The following is a 13,625-nucleotide window of genomic DNA, read 5'->3' on the forward strand; positions in this document are numbered from 1 at the left end:
TGGACCTGCTGCTGGCTACGGACTTTCCCGGTGCCGCGGCACTTCGCGCCCAGGCGCGCACGGCCGAGGTGACCGGCCGCTGCCCGTGCGGGTGTCCCACGATCGACCTCGCCGTCGACGCAACAGTGACGGTGGCCGACGTCGAGAGCCGGGTGGCCGTGGACGTCGATGTGGTGGACGGCGGGCTCATCCTCTTCGTCGACGAAGGCCGCTTGTCCGGCCTCGAATACTGGAGCGTGGCCGACGAAACCCCGGTCGAGTTCCCGCCGCCGGAGGAAATCCGGGTAGTGACAGCACCAGGTGACGGCTCCGGAGTTCTGCCACCCTCGGAACCGTGAGCGTCTACGTGATCTCCGAGGTCGAAATCCTCGACGAAGTCCAGGGCCGGCGTTACCGCGAACTCGCCCAGGAGTCGATCGTGCACCACGACGGCCGTTACCTCGCCCGCGGTGCGACGCCGACGGTTCTCGAAGGGGGACTGCGACGACCGCGTGGTCCTCGTCGAGTTCCCGGATCGCGAGACGGCCGAACGCTGGTACGCCTCGGCCGAGTACGCCGAGGCGCTGCAGCTCAGCAAGACCGCGCTGCGGCGGCGGTTGCTGCTCGTCGACGGCGTGGCCTAACGTCGGCTTCGTGGAGCCGCTGACCGCTGATCTCTTCGCGCCGCAATGCCCGTCCGGCGATACGCCGTTCCGGATCGGGGACAAGTGGGGCGGCATGGTCGTCGTCTGCCTGAAGGACGGGCCGCGGCGGTTCTCCGAACTGCGCGTGCCGCTGAGGAACGTCAGTCCGAAGGTGCTCACCGAGACACTGCGGTCCCTCGAGCGGGACGGGATGATCACCCGCAAGACCTACGACGAGAACCCGCCACGCGTCGAGTACGCGCTGACGGACCTGGGCCGGACCTTGTTCGAGCCCATGGACCGTTGCCGCGAATGGGCGGAGAAGTACCTGCCGAGCTTGCGGGCGGCCCGGCAGGCCTACGACCGGGCGGATTAGCCGAGGAGGCCCATCAGCGCGATCGCGATCAGCACGACCGCGGGCGCGAGGGCGTTGATCCAGGCGCGCTGGGCGGTGGTCAGGGTGGCGGGGGCGGGGGTGCTGTTCATGGCGTTTCCCTACGAACGGGCCGATGCTTCCGCGTGTTCAGCGCGTTGACCATGCCGAGCGTTAGCAGCTGTGACGAAGCTCACCCGATCATGCCGCTGACCAGCGGAAACAGCACTCAGCCGTCCGAGTGACGGCGGTTGCGGACGGTGAACCAGAGCACCCCACCGGCCGCGGCCACCATCGTCGCGAATGCCGTCGTGCCTACCACGATCGCCTGGGTCATGACTGTCCTCTCGAGTCCGAAGTCCTTTACCGAGAGACGTCGAACCCGGGCTTTCGTGCACTGAGAGTAGGCGGGATCACAGTCCGTCGAGAACTTCGTTGATCTGCTTGGCCAGCGCGAAGTCCTTCTCCGTCAACCCGCCTGCCGAATGCGTGCTGAGGTGGAAGGTCAGCGTGCGCCAGCGGATGTCGATGTCCGGGTGGTGGTCGGCGGCCTCGGCGAGCACCGCGACCCGGTCGACCACCTCGATCGCCTTCGGGAAGCTCGGGAGCTCCACCTCTCGCCGGATCACCGCGCCCGTGCGGACCCACCCGTGGAGCAGAGCTCGATCGGCCTCGTCGTCGCTCAAGATTTCCGTCATGCCTCCATCGTCCAACGTCCTGGACTACGCTGCACGGTTGCCACGGGAGTCCGGTGAGCCGGGCTGAGAGGCGGGGTGACCCGCGACCGTTAGCACCTGATCCCGGATCATGCCGGCGAAGGGAGGGCTTTCCCTCCTCGTCCGGCGAAGTGCAGGAGGGTAGATGAAACGCAGGGCTGTACGCGCCGCGACGGCCATCGCCGCCGTCAGCGTCGTCACAGCGGCGTGCTCGCTGTCGGACGGGTCCGGTGACACGAAGCAGACGCCCACCGTCACCCTGGTGACGCACGACTCCTTCCTGGCGCCGCAGGAGGTGCTCGACGCCTTCCAGCAGCAGTCGGGCATCAAGATCTCGGTGCTCAAGCAGGGCGACGCCGGTTCGCTGACCAACAAGCTCGTGCTGACCAAGGCCAACCCGGTCGGCGACGTCGCGTACGGCGTCGACTCGACGTTCGCCTCGCGCGCGCTCGCCGAGGGCGTCTTCGAGCCCTACACCAGCCCGGAGGCCGACCGCGGGCCGCAGCGTTACGCCGTCGACCCGGAGCACCGGCTGTCCGCGGTCGACGTCGGCGACGTCTGCGTCAACGTCGACACGAACTACTTCACCGCCAAGGGGATCCCGGCGCCGGAGTCGTACGACGACCTGGCCGACCCGAAGTACAAGGACCTGCTGGTCGCCGAGGATCCGGCGACGGCGTCGCCCGGGCTCGCGTTCCTGCTCGGCACCGTCGCGAAGTACGGCGAGGCCGGCTGGAAGGACTACTGGACCAAGCTGAAGGCCAACGGGCTCAAGGTGGTCAGCGGCTGGGAAGAGGCCTACACCAAGGACTTCTCCGGCTCGTCCGGCAAGGGGCCGCGGCCGATCGTGGTCTCGTACGCGTCGTCGCCGGCCGCCGAGGTGGGCGACGACGGGAAGCCGCGGACGAAGGCGCTGCTCGACACCTGCTACCGGCAGGTCGAGTACGCCGGGGTGCTGGCCGGCGGCAAGCAGGAGGAGAACGCGCGCAAGGTCGTCGACTTCCTGCTTTCGCAGCAGTTCCAGGCGACGGTGGCGGCCAACATGTACGTCTACCCGACGCGCCAGGGTGTCGACCTGCCGGCGGGCTGGGCGCAGGTCGCGCCGCTGCCGCAGAAGCCGCAGGCGCTGACCGCGGACCAGGTGCAGGCCGGGCGTGAGAAGTGGATCGGCGAATGGCGCACGCTCGTGCAGTGACATCCCGGAGCCTCCTGGCCCCGCCGCGGACCACCCGGGGGCTCGGCCTGGCGCTGCTCGGGCTGGGCCCGATCGGGTTCCTGGTGGTGTTCTTCGCCTGGCCGGTGCTGGCGATCGTCGGGCGCGGGTTCGCCGCGGGCGGGCTCGACGTCGTGCTGGGCGACCCGCAGACGTGGCGGCTGGCCGGCTTCACGGTGGCCACCGCCGCGGGCTCGACGGTCGTCGCGGTGCTGGCCGGGCTGCCCGTGGCGTTCCTGCTGGCGCGGGCGAAACTGCCCGGCGTCGGCCTGGCGCGGACGCTGGTGCTCGTGCCGTTCGTGCTGCCGACCGTCGTGGTCGGGCTGGCGTTCCGGGCGCTGTGGCCGGACGGCGGCGTGCTGCCGATCGTGCTGGCCAACGCGTTCTTCAACGTCGCCGTCGTCGCGCGGACGGTCGCCGGGCTCTGGGCGCGGCTGGATTCGCGGACGTCCGACGCCGCCCGGGCGCTCGGCGCGTCGCCGTGGCGGGCGTTCCGGTCGGTGACGCTGCCCGCGCTGGCGCCCGCGATCGCGTCCGCCGCGGCCGTCGTCTTCCTGTTCTGCGCCACCAGCTTCGGCGTCGTGCTGATCCTCGGCGGCGCGCGGTACCGGACCCTGGAAACCGAGATCTACTTGCGGACGGTCGACCTGCTCGACCTCTCCGGCGCGTCGGCGCTTTCGCTGATCCAGTTCGCGGCGGTCGTCGCGGCGCTGGTCGTCGGCGGGTTGGCGCGGCGGCGCAAGGAAGGCGCCAGGATCGGTTCCGGCGCGGTGCGACGCCCTCGCGGCGGCGAGTGGTGGGTCGTCGGCGCTGCGGGCGTCGTGCTGGCCCTGCTGCTGACGCCGATCGTCGCGCTGCTCGCCGAGTCGGTGTCCACTTCGGACGGCTGGAGCCTCGCGGGGTACCGCGCGCTCGCGGGCACCGGCGAGAAGGGCGCGCTGCAGGTGTCCGGCTGGGACGCCGCGCTGAACTCGCTGAAGGTGGCGATCGACGCGACGCTGCTGGCGCTGGTCGTCGGCGTGCTCGCGTCGGTGGTGCTGGTGGCGCTGCGCCGGTCGCCGGCGCGGGCCGCGCGCGGGCTGGGGGAGACGCTCGACGCCGCGCTGATGCTGCCGCTCGGGGTGTCCGCGGTGACCGTCGGGTTCGGCTACCTCGTGACGCTCGACGCGCTGCCCGGCGACCTGCGGACGTCGCCCTACCTGGTGCCGCTGGCGCAGGCGCTGGTGATCATCCCGCTGATCGTGCGGATGGTGCTGCCGGTGCTGCGCTCGGTCGACGTCCGGCTGCGGCAGGCCGCGTCGACGCTCGGCGCGAGCCCGCTGCGGGTGTGGCGGGAGATCGACCTGCCGCTGACGCTGCGCCCGCTGGTCGCGGCCGCGGGATTCGGGTTCGTCGTGGCGCTCGGCGAGTTCGGCGCGACGAGTTTCCTGGCCCGGCCGACGTTGCCGACGCTGCCGGTCGCGATCGCGTCGCTGATGGGACGTCCGGGCGAGCTGAACAACCAGATGGCGTACGCCGCGTGCGCGTTGCTGATGCTCGTGACGGTGCTGGCGGTCGCGCTGATCGACCGGCTCGGGGCCGCGCGCGGCCGGGTGGGAGAGTTCTGATGGCGCTGTCGGTGCGGGACCTGACCGTCCACTATGGATCATTCGCCGCGGTGCGCGACGCCCGGCTCGACATCGCCGACGGCGAGGTGCTGGCGCTGCTGGGCCCGTCGGGCTCGGGCAAGTCGACGCTGCTGCGCGCGATCACCGGGCTGGAGCCGTCGGCTCGCGGCACGGTCAGCTGGGACGGTGAGGACCTCGGCGCGGTGCCGGTCCACCGGCGCGGCTTCGGGCTGGTCTTCCAGGACGGCCAGCTGTTCGGCCACCGCGACGTCGCCGCGAACATCGCGTTCGGCCTGCGGATGCACGGCGTGCCGCGGTCGGCGTGGGCGCCACGCGTCGCCGAGCTGCTGGAACTGGTCGGGCTGTCCGGCTTCGAGCGGCGGCGGGTGACGGAGCTGTCGGGCGGTCAGGCGCAGCGGGTGGCGCTGGCCCGCGCGCTGGCGCCGGAGCCGCGGCTGCTGTTGCTCGACGAGCCACTGTCCGGTTTGGACGCCGGGTTGCGCGAGCAGCTGGCGATCGACCTCGCGGACCTGTTGCGGCGCAGCAAGATCACGGCGTTGCTGGTGACGCACGACCAGGAGGAGGCGTTCACACTGGCCGACCGGGTCGCGGTGCTCGACGCCGGCGAAGTCCGGCAGGAGGGTGCGGTTCGCCGGGTGTGGCGCAACCCGCTGGACGACGACGTGGCGCGGTTCCTGGGAGTGACGTCGTTCGCCGAGGGGATCGCGACAGGCGGCGTGGTCCGGACGCCGCTGGGGGATGTGGCGGTGCCGGACGTCAAGGACGGCCCGGTGCGGCTGGGGCTGCGCCCGCACGCACTGCGCGTGGCCGGCTCCGGAGTGGACGGCGAAGTGGTGGCCGCGGTCCACCGGCGCGAACACGTGCGGCTGGTGGTCCGGCTGGCGGAGTCCACTGTGGACGCGGTGGCCCCGGCGGCGGCTGATTTCCGGGCGGGGGACCGGGTGACGCTGGAACTCGACTCGGACGGCGTGGCCCTGGTCGGTTGACTACTTGCACGTTCGGCGGGCGCCCGGGGTTGCCCCGGTGTGCGCTTCCGCCGAATCCGCGCTGACCTGCGGGTTCCGCCTAGGCTTCGGCGATGGATCCGGAGTCGGACGCCGAGGCCGCCGCTCGCCGGGCGTCGTGGCAGCGCACGGCGTGGGAACTGCTCGCCGCGGTGTGCGCGCTGGTTTTCGCGATCTTCGTGATCGGCACGGCGATCACGCTCGCTCAGCCGGGCTACCTCTTCGGGGCCGGGGAACTCCCGGCCGACGCCGGGGCGCTCATCGGTTCGGCGGCGCTGGCCGTCATCGCATGGTCCCGGATCGTGGCCGCCGACCACCGGGCCGAGGCCGCGCTGGCCGGATGGGCGAAGAGAAGTGGCTGCCGGCGCCGAAGCCGCTTGACGGCGTCGATTTCGAGGAGGAGACCTCGCGGCTGCGCACCCTCGGCCGGCGCGGTGCTGATCGCGGTGGCGTGGTGGTGGCTGATGGGCCGCTGCGCGGCGGGGATCACGGCGGTCGGCGAACCGGCCGGCGTCGTCCGGGAAACCGGTACCCGCACGCTCGCCGACGTCGTCGCGGTCGGGGCGTCGGTGCGGGTCGAATACCGCGTCGAGGGCGTGACCCGGACCGCGGAGATCGTCCGGGAAACCGGAACCAGGTACGCGGTCGGCCAGGTGGTGGCGGTGGTCTACGACCCGGCCCACCCGCAGGTGGCCCGCCTCGACGACGAGCGGGCCGAGGACCCGTTCCCGGTCTGGGTCTTGATCGTGCCGCTGCTGGTCACCTTCTTCGCGGTACCGTGGTCGGTGCTCGCGGCCTTCCGCTGGCGGCGGCGGTACCACGCCGTGCGGCGAACCGGCTGGCGCCGGGCCGCGGTGACGGTGCTCCCCGAACTCCGCCGCACCGAGCGCAGGCCCGATGCGGACCTCCGCGTCCACTACCACGACGGCTCGGCGATCACGGTGCGCGCGGTCAGATCGACCCACGGGACGAAGGTGCTGAAGGACCGCGTGGATCGCCGCGCCTGGATCGGCGGCCGGGGCCGCGACATGGTGGTGCTGATCCCGTACGGGCCGTCCGCGGAGCGGCCCTACGCTATTCCGGTGTCCGGGAAGGTGCCGCGGGCTGCCGGATGACCCCGGGCCAAGTCTTGCGACCTGGCCCGGGAAAGCGGCTCAGCCGTCGCGGGTGGACAACCGCGCGTAGGCCAGCGAGAGCCCGATCACGATGTAGCACGCCGCTCGCAAAGCTCCTTCGCCCAGCATCTGCGTCCCCATCGGGTCCTGCAGCACCTCCGCCGGCGCCAGCGACCAGTTCTGCGTCAACAAGAACGGGTGCAGCCAATCCAGCGAAGTCAGGAACCCCAGGATCGTGAACACGATGTCCGCCGCCAGGACCGACGCCACCACCAGCATCGGGTGCTCGGTCCAGCTGGAGATCGCCAGCGCCACCGCGCCGACCGCCCACAGCTGCAGGACGACCCAGCCCGCGACCAGCAGGATCCGGGCCAGCGCGCCGCCCACCGACAACGTCGTGCCCGACAGCGTGAACAGCGAATCCGTGCCGTTGATGATCAGGCCGGTCACCACGCCCGTGAAGCACATCGCCAGCACCGAAACCACCGACACCGTCGCGACGCCGAACGCCTTGACCGCCAGCAGCCGGCCGCGGCCGACCGGGGCGATGAGCCAGCCGCGCAGGGTTCCGTGGGACGTCTCGCCCGCGATCGCGTCCGCGCCCGCCATCGCCGAAGCCAGCGGGAGCAGCAGGGTCAGCGTCATCACGATCGCCGCGATCGGCAGCACGAACGCGTTGTTCACCGCGGACGCCAGCAGCGCGCCGCCGCCGTCGTCAGGGCCGCCGCCGGATTGCGCGTCTTCGCTGACCAGCGTCAGGCCGATGCCGATCACCACCGGGATCAGCGCCAGCAGGCCCAGCACCGCGAGGGTGCGCGGCCGCCGGAAGATCCAGCGCAGCTCCGCGGCCAGCAACCGGGGCAGCGGCACCGTGTCGTGGCCGGCGCGGGCCACCGGTGCCTCGAGAACCGTGGTCATTCCGCCCCCTCCGTCAGCCGCGCGAACAGGTCTTCCAGGCCGGTACGCGCCCGCGTCGCCTCGTGGACCGCGACCCCCGCGCCCACCAGGACCTGCAGCACCCGCGGCGCCTCGGTCGCCGTGAGGTCGGCGCGGATCCCGTCCGGCGTCAGCCGCGCGCCGATCCGGTTCTCCCGCAGCACTTCCACGGCTTGCTCGGCGTCCGGTGTGCGGACCAGCAAGGCCGCGTTGCCGGACTCCAGCAGCTCCGCCAGCTCGCCCTGCGCGACGACGTTCCCGGCCTGCAGCACGGCGACGTGCGTGCAGGTCGCCTCCACCTCGGCCAGCAGGTGCGACGACACCAGCACGGTGACACCCTCGGCGTGCAGCTCGGCCACGATCCTGCGGATCTCCCTGGTACCAGCAGGGTCGAGGCCGTTGGTCGGCTCGTCGAGCACGACCATCTTCCGCGGCACGAGCAACGCCGAAGCGAGCCCGAGCCGTTGCTTCATGCCGAGCGAGTACCCCTTGTACCGCCGTCGCGCGGCGACGCTCAGCCCGACGCGCTCGAGCGCGGAGTCCACCGCGAGCGGGATCCCGGACGACGCCAGCCGCGGTTCGGCCGCGGCGAAGCGCAGCAGGTTGTCGCGGCCGGAGAGGAACGGGTGGAAGCCCGGCCCCTCGACCAGCGCGCCGACGTCCGGCAGTGCGTGCGCGGCGGCGTCGGGCATCTTGCGGCCGAGCAGCTCGACCTCACCCTCGGTCGGGCGCACCAGGCCCAGCAGCATCCGGATGGTGGTCGTCTTGCCCGAGCCGTTCGGCCCGAGCATCCCGACGACCGCGCCCTCGGGGATGTCGAGGTCGACGTGGTCCACCGCGACCGTGCCGCGGTAGACCTTGCGCAGCCCCCTGGTGCGCGCGGCCAGGGGAACCGCCGGGGCGGACGTCTCCTGTGCAGGATTCAAAACGTCCGTCCCGGCCTCGACAGAGGTCGTACTGGTCACTTCTGACCCAGCGCTTCGAACAGGACCTGCTCCGGCACCGCACCGGCGGCGAAGCGGCCGTCGTCGGTCAGGATCGCGCTGCCGACCTTCGTGGTGATGAGGTGGCCGCTGCCCCAGGTGCCGCTGACCTTCTTGGTGAACCGGTCGAGCAGGGCCTGCGGGTCGGTGCCCCGGCCCTGGCGGTCACCCTGCTGCTTCGGCGCCGCGTTCAGCGCGTCGGCCGGCACCTTGCCGGTGATGACGGTGTCCCAGCCGTCGCCGACGACCTTGACGTCCTGCTTCGCCTGCTCGGCGAGAGCCTTGTCCTTCTGGTCGACGGTCGGCGTCTTCTCCTCCACCTTGGCGCCCTTCGGCGGGGTGAAGGCGAAGAGGTCGGCGGGCTGCTGGGTGAACTGGACGTCGGTGAACGCGACCTCGAGGGCCGGCGTCGACGTCCCGTTGCTCAGCACCGACACGCGCAGCGGCATCCGCGTCTGCGAGTCGACGGCCACGCGGATCTCGCGCAGCAGCGTGCGCTCGCCCGGCTTCGGCGTCAGGACCAGCTCGTAGGCCGGGCGGTCGGCGACGGTCGCGGTGCCGTCGACCGACACCGTGCTGCTCTCGCGGACCTTCGCCAGCAGCTCGGTGGTCGTCGCGACCGGGTCGGGCGTCTTCTCGCTGCCCGCGCCCTTCTGCTTCGCCACGTCCGCCGGGATGGTCACCTTGGTCGCGGTGTTGGTCTTGGAGCTGTAGTCCCAGACGGTCGTGCCGTCGTGGACCACGGTCTCCTGGCCGGCGCCCTGCGTGACGGCCAGCCGGCTCTTGCCCGCGCCGTCGGTGAAGATGTGCGCCGAGTCGATGTTCAGCGCGGACGCCCCCGGGATCGCGCTCCCCACCGCGGGCAGCCCGAGGTTGTTGCTGACCTTCAGCGTGCCGTCGAACGCGCCCGGCTTGGCGGTCATCACCGACTGCACCAAGTCCTCCGCGCTGACCTGCGGCAACGCCGGCTTGTCGTCGGCGCTCGCCGGCATCGCGATGAACGCGAGCCCGCCGGCGCCGAGGGCCGTGCCCACGACCGCCGCGGTGATGCCCTTCGTCTTCGGTTTCATGCGTCTCTCCCTGTGTTCCCGAACCCGAGTGTGCTCGGTTCCCGGCTCCGACGCTTCCCTCTCGAGGCTGAGATACCCCTGAAGGTTCTCCCTCCGCGGCTGAGATCGTGCTGAGAGATCCCGCGGGACCTGCGCAAACCCGCCATGATGAAAGGCGTGAAACCTCGGGTGCTGGTGGTCGACGACGAGCTGGGCGTGCGGAAGGCACTGCAACGCGGGCTGCGCGCGGAGGGGATGGACGTGGTCACCGCCGCGGACGGCCCCAGCGGGCTGCAGCTGGCGAGCACCGGCTCGTTCGACGTCGTGCTGCTCGACATCATGCTGCCCGGCTTGTCCGGTTACCGCGTGCTGGAGCGGCTGCGCAAGGACGGCGTCACGACGCCGGTGCTGCTCGTGTCGGCCAAGGACGGCGAGGTCGACCAGGCCGACGGCCTGGACCTCGGCGCCGACGGTTACCTCGTCAAGCCGTTCTCCTTCGTCGTGCTGGTGGCGCAGGTCCGCGCGACGCTGCGCCGCGCCGGGCCGGACGCCAGCCGCGGCACACTGCGGCTCGGCGCGCTGGAGGTCGACCGCGGGCTGCGGCAGGTGCACTGGAACGGCGAGGAGGTCGGGCTGAGCCCGCGCGAGTTCGCGCTGCTCGAGGTGCTCGTCGGCCGCGCGGGCACGGTCGTCACCAAGGACGAGCTGCTGCGCGCGGTCTGGGGCGAGGAGCAGGCCGTGACGCGCAACCTCGTCGAGGTGTACGTCGGGTACGTGCGGCGCAAGCTCGACGCCGTCGGCGCCGGCGCGCTGCTGCGGACGGTGCGCGGGCACGGCTACCTGGCCTCCGACGCGCAGATCGACGAGGTCATCACCCCGTGATGACCTGGTGGCGCGGGCGGTCCCTGCAGGCCCGGATCACCGTGCTGGCCGCGACGATCACCCTGGGCTGCCTGCTCGGGCTCGCCGCGCTGGCCGCGGCCAAGCTCTCGCCGTTGCTCATCGACTCGGTCGACCGCGAGCTGACGGGCGCGCTCGGCCCGGCCGGTGCCGAGGTGGCCGCCGGCCGGGCCCTGCCGGTCACCGCCCCGGTGACCGTCCGGGTGCTCGACATCTCGGGCACGCCGGTCGACGGCGGCGCGCCGAGCGGGCTCGGCGGTGCCGACGTCGGGCTGCTCAAGGCCGGGCAGCCGGTGCAGCAGGACGGCGCCCGCTACCTGGGCGCGGTCGTCAGCACGCCCGACGGGACGCAACGGCTGGTCGTCGCCGGCGCGGGCCTCGTCGGATTCTCCGCCGCCGTGCACTACGGCGGGGTGTGGCTGGTGGTCGTCGCGTCGGTCGGCGCGCTGGTCGCGGGCCTGGCGACGTGGCTGGTGGTGCGCTTGGCGCTGCGCCCGGTGGCGCGGATGCGGGGCACGGTGCGGACGCTGCCGCCGGGCGCGCGGCTGCCGCTGCCGGACTCGCACGACGAGCTGCGCGCGCTGGCGGAGGAGTTCAACGCGCTGCTGGAGCGGCAGGAGCAAGCGAGCGAGCGGCTGCGGCGGTTCACCGGCGACGCGGCGCACGAGCTGCGCTCGCCGGTCGCGTCGATCCGGGTGCAGGCCGAGGTCGCCGTCACCAATCCCGATCCGGAGCTGTCCCAGGAGACGCTGGGCGACATCCTGACGGAGGCCGAGCGGCTCTCGTCGCTGCTCGACGGGCTGTTGTCGCTGGCCCGTTCGGACGCGGGGGAGGTGCCGCCCGCGGAGCCGGTCGAGCTGGTCAGCGAGGTCCGCGCGGCGGTCGCGCGGCTGCCGGCCGGGGCGCCGGAGACGCGGGTGAGCAACGCGGTCGCGCAGGCCTGGGCGTGGTCGGCGCACGGCGAGGTCGAGCTGGTGCTCGACAACCTGCTGCGCAACGCCTGCCGCTACGCGCGCGGGGAGATCGTGGTCTCGGTGCTGGCGTCGCGCTCGTCGGTGCGGGTCGTGGTCGACGACGACGGTCCCGGGATCGCGCCGGAGCACCGCGAGAAGGTCTTCGACCGGTTCTACCGGGTGTCCGACGACCGCGCCCGGATCACCGGCGGCACCGGCCTGGGGCTGGCGATGGTGGCCGAGACGGTCCGCCGTCGCGGCGGGCGGGTCCAGGTGGGCGAGTCCCCGGACGGGGGCGCGCGGTTCCAGGTCATCTGGCGTTCGGCGCCGGTCTCGTGAGTGTTTAGGGCGGTTCTAACCCGCCTAAACACTCACGACTGATGCGCGCGGCTGTTGGGAGGGCGCGCCTCGGGGGGACGGCTTGCGTTCTCGGAGGGTCGGTCGGCGTGCCTGGACGGTCGGCTCGCGTGCCCAGGGGGTCAGCTCGCGTGCCCAGACGGTCGGCTCGCGTGTCTGGAGGGTCGGCTCGCGTGCCAGAGGGTCGACTCGCGTGTTTGGAGGGGTGACACGGCGCGGGTCGCGTCCGGGCTTCCGGGTAGATTCCGGGGCTGTGAACGGTGTGATCGTGGGTGCCGCCCTGGTGCGCGACGGGAAGTTGCTGGCCCAGCAGCGGGCCTGGCCGCCGGGGCACGCGGGGCAGTGGGAGCTGCCCGGCGGGCGCGTCGAGGACGGTGAGTCCGACGCCTTCGCCCTGGCTCGCGAGTGCAGCGAGGAGCTGGACGTCGTGATCGAGGTCGGGGCGCGGGTCGGGCAGGAGATCCCGCTGCCCGGGGACAAGATCCTGCGGATCTACGCGGCTTCGCTGGTCTCGCCGGGCGACGAGCCGCGGGCGGTCGAACACCTGGCCGTTCAGTGGCTCGGCCCGGACGACCTCGACGACGTCGACTGGCTGCCCGCCGACCGCATCCTGCTCCCGGCCTTCCGGGAACTGCTCTCCTGAAGGTCCGTGAAGGCCTCCTTGAGGGACTCAGAGTCCCTCAAGGAGGCCTTCACGGACCTCTTCAACTGGCGCCGATCATCCGCAGCGCGGCCGAGAGGCGGTGCGAGCCGCGCTCGGCGGCCCGGGCCGCGCCCGCTTTGCGGACCCGGTCCAGCTCCGCGACGTCGCCGAGCAGCGTCAACGCGCGCTCGCGCAGCGGCCGCAGCTGTTCGATCACCGCGTCGGCGACGGCGTCCTTCACCGCGCCGTACGACGAGAACTCGTCGGCCAGATCGGCCGGTGACCCGCCGCGGCAGGCCGCGAGGATCTCCAGCAGGTTCGCCATGCCCGGCCGGGTGTCCGGCGCGTGCACCGGCACCGAACCGCCGTCGGTGACGGCGCGGCGGATCTTGCGGCGGATCTGGTCGGGCTCGTCGAGCACGAACACCACGCCCGCGCCGTCCTGCGACGACTTCGACATCTTGCGCGTCGGGTCGGCGAGGTCCTTCACCCGTGCGCCCGCCGGCGGGAGCACGGCCTCGGGGACGGTGAACACGTCGCCGTAGGTGCCGTTGAACCGCTTGGCCAGCGTCCGGGCCAGCTCGACGTGCTGGCGCTGGTCCTCGCCGACCGGCACCTCCCGCGCGCCCTGCAGCAGGATGTCCGCGGCCATCAGCACCGGGTAGGTCAGCAGCGACAGCCGCACCCCGGCCTGGCCCTTGGACTTCTCCTTGAACTGGATCATCCGGGCGGCCTCGCCGTAGTTGCAGGTGCACTCCAGGACCCAGGTCAGCGCCCCCAGCTCGCGGGCGAGGTCGGACTGGACGAACACCCGCTCGGGGTCGATGCCGGCGGCGATGAGGACGGCGAGCTGCTCACCCGCCAAGGATCGGAGTTTGGCGGGGTTGTGCGACGTCGTCATGCCGTGCAGGTCGGCGACGAAGTAGAGGTCGTCCGGGCCGCCCTCGGCGGCCCAGCGGCGGACGGCCCCGAGGTGGTTGCCGAGGTGGACGTGACCGGACGGGGTGATCCCGGACAGCTTGCTCATCGTGGGTCCTTTCGACGGGGACCACCCCGGCGAAGGCACGAAAAAGGCCGCCCGTCCGGGGCGGCCGCTGCTGGATTCAGCGCAGGGTCAGTGGGCCGCCGAGGG

The 13,625-nt window shown here is 72.4% G+C and carries 15 protein-coding genes, 1 pseudogene and 1 riboswitch; of the genes and pseudogenes, 11 read left to right on the forward strand and 5 right to left on the reverse strand.

The genetic code is table 11. The features are described 5' to 3' along the window. The first annotated feature begins 131 nt into the window (after positions 1-131). The 4 genes and pseudogenes from OG494_RS44110 (at position 132) to OG494_RS44120 (ending at position 999) form a co-directional block, all read left to right on the forward strand. A complete protein-coding gene (locus OG494_RS44110) occupies positions 132-338 on the forward strand; it encodes a hypothetical protein (protein ID WP_328449133.1) in 207 nt (68 codons plus the stop codon). 8 nt (positions 339-346) lie between these two features. Then, positions 347-418: pseudogene (locus OG494_RS48535) on the forward strand (hypothetical protein); the annotation flags it as partial. A gap of 31 nt (positions 419-449) precedes the next feature. Beyond that, entirely contained in the window at positions 450-623 is a 174-nt protein-coding gene (locus tag OG494_RS44115) for a DUF1330 domain-containing protein (RefSeq protein WP_328449135.1), read from the forward strand. 10 nt (positions 624-633) lie between these two features. Then, a complete protein-coding gene (locus OG494_RS44120) occupies positions 634-999 on the forward strand; it encodes a winged helix-turn-helix transcriptional regulator (protein WP_328449137.1) in 366 nt (121 codons plus the stop codon). Positions 1,000-1,409: 410 nt separating this feature from the next. On the opposite strand, the gene OG494_RS44125 is transcribed toward OG494_RS44120, so the two are convergent. Further along, positions 1,410-1,694, reverse strand: a complete 285-nt coding sequence (locus tag OG494_RS44125; protein ID WP_328449139.1) for a 4a-hydroxytetrahydrobiopterin dehydratase — start codon at positions 1,692-1,694, stop codon at positions 1,410-1,412. A 32-nt stretch (positions 1,695-1,726) separates the two neighbouring features. After that, a riboswitch (TPP riboswitch) is annotated at positions 1,727-1,836 on the forward strand. A gap of 21 nt (positions 1,837-1,857) precedes the next feature. Here OG494_RS44125 and OG494_RS44130 point away from each other — a divergent pair. The 4 genes from OG494_RS44130 to OG494_RS44145 all read left to right on the forward strand — a co-directional run bounded on the left by OG494_RS44130 (position 1,858) and on the right by OG494_RS44145 (position 6,672). After that, a complete protein-coding gene (locus tag OG494_RS44130; RefSeq protein WP_328449141.1) occupies positions 1,858-2,907 on the forward strand; it encodes a thiamine ABC transporter substrate-binding protein in 1,050 nt (349 codons plus the stop codon). A gap of 62 nt (positions 2,908-2,969) precedes the next feature. After that, positions 2,970-4,532: an ABC transporter permease gene (locus OG494_RS44135; RefSeq protein ID WP_328459205.1), complete on the forward strand. Its 1,563-nt coding sequence runs from the start codon at positions 2,970-2,972 to the stop codon at positions 4,530-4,532. Continuing rightward, positions 4,532-5,539 carry an ABC transporter ATP-binding protein gene (locus OG494_RS44140; RefSeq protein WP_328449143.1) on the forward strand — a complete coding sequence of 336 codons (1,008 nt, stop codon included), beginning with the start codon at positions 4,532-4,534 and terminating at the stop codon, positions 5,537-5,539. The genes OG494_RS44135 and OG494_RS44140 overlap by 1 nt, the downstream gene beginning before the upstream one ends. Positions 5,540-5,631: 92 nt before the next feature. Then, positions 5,632-6,672: a DUF3592 domain-containing protein gene (locus OG494_RS44145; protein ID WP_328449145.1), complete on the forward strand. Its 1,041-nt coding sequence runs from the start codon at positions 5,632-5,634 to the stop codon at positions 6,670-6,672. Positions 6,673-6,711: 39 nt separating this feature from the next. Here the strand turns inward: OG494_RS44145 and OG494_RS44150 are convergent, their stop codons facing one another. From OG494_RS44150 to OG494_RS44160, 3 genes are read right to left on the reverse strand one after another with little or no spacing between them, the layout of a single operon-like run. Continuing rightward, positions 6,712-7,590, reverse strand: coding sequence for an ABC transporter permease (locus OG494_RS44150; RefSeq protein WP_328449147.1), 879 nt, complete (start codon positions 7,588-7,590; stop codon positions 6,712-6,714). After that, complete coding sequence (locus OG494_RS44155) at positions 7,587-8,573, reverse strand: ABC transporter ATP-binding protein (RefSeq protein WP_328449149.1); 987 nt, start codon at positions 8,571-8,573, stop codon at positions 7,587-7,589. Before OG494_RS44155 ends, OG494_RS44150 begins: the two co-directional genes overlap by 4 nt. Beyond that, entirely contained in the window at positions 8,570-9,661 is a 1,092-nt protein-coding gene (locus tag OG494_RS44160; RefSeq protein ID WP_328449151.1) for a LolA family protein, read from the reverse strand. The genes OG494_RS44155 and OG494_RS44160 overlap by 4 nt, the downstream gene beginning before the upstream one ends. 144 nt (positions 9,662-9,805) lie before the next feature. On the opposite strand from OG494_RS44160, the gene OG494_RS44165 reads away from it, so the two are divergent. The 3 genes from OG494_RS44165 (at position 9,806) to OG494_RS44175 (ending at position 12,493) form a co-directional block, all read left to right on the forward strand. Continuing rightward, positions 9,806-10,522, forward strand: a complete 717-nt coding sequence (locus OG494_RS44165; protein ID WP_328449152.1) for a response regulator transcription factor — start codon at positions 9,806-9,808, stop codon at positions 10,520-10,522. After that, positions 10,522-11,832 carry a sensor histidine kinase gene (locus OG494_RS44170; RefSeq protein WP_328449154.1) on the forward strand — a complete coding sequence of 437 codons (1,311 nt, stop codon included), beginning with the start codon at positions 10,522-10,524 and terminating at the stop codon, positions 11,830-11,832. The genes OG494_RS44165 and OG494_RS44170 overlap by 1 nt, the downstream gene beginning before the upstream one ends. Before the next feature lie 271 nt (positions 11,833-12,103). Beyond that, positions 12,104-12,493, forward strand: coding sequence for a (deoxy)nucleoside triphosphate pyrophosphohydrolase (locus tag OG494_RS44175; protein WP_328449155.1), 390 nt, complete (start codon positions 12,104-12,106; stop codon positions 12,491-12,493). Positions 12,494-12,554: 61 nt separating this feature from the next. Here the strand turns inward: OG494_RS44175 and trpS are convergent, their stop codons facing one another. Further along, a complete protein-coding gene (gene trpS / locus OG494_RS44180) occupies positions 12,555-13,520 on the reverse strand; it encodes a tryptophan--tRNA ligase (protein WP_328449158.1) in 966 nt (321 codons plus the stop codon). Positions 13,521-13,625: the final 105 nt, after the last annotated feature.

It is taken from the genome of Amycolatopsis sp. NBC_00438, from assembly GCF_036026695.1.
Taxonomy (GTDB): Bacteria; Actinomycetota; Actinomycetes; order Mycobacteriales; family Pseudonocardiaceae; genus Amycolatopsis.